At 70.3% G+C, this 327-nt stretch carries 1 pseudogene; it reads left to right on the top strand.

The annotated features are described in order from the left end of the window. A pseudogene (locus VR45_RS23135) lies at nt 1-327 on the top strand (hypothetical protein); the annotation flags it as partial.

Genomic DNA, 327 nt, shown 5'->3' with positions numbered 1-327 from the left:
CCCAAAGCCTTCCAGCAACTGCGCGACAGCCACGCCCCGCTCCGGCTCTCCTCCGGCAGCGACGCCGCCGACGCCACCATCGGCTTCCAGCGCGAACCACTGCTCTCCCCGCACAACATGTACTTCCTGGTACTCAGCGAACAGGGCCTGATCGGCATCGTCGCCTACGGCCTGCTCTTCCTCGGCCTCCTCCTCGGCTGCCTGCGCCACGCCCGCGGCCGCGGCCCCGCCCTGGCCGCCCTCGCCCTGCTCACCTGGGTCCTGATCGACTTCCTCTACGCCGACATCGGCGGCACCACCACGGTGCTGACCTCGATCGTCCTCGGC

It is taken from the genome of Streptomyces sp. NRRL S-495 (assembly GCF_000966955.1).
Taxonomy (GTDB): Bacteria; Actinomycetota; Actinomycetes; order Streptomycetales; family Streptomycetaceae; genus Kitasatospora; species Kitasatospora purpeofusca.
Note: the sequence above shows the minus strand (reverse complement) of the source record. Positions and strands in the feature narration are given on the sequence as shown.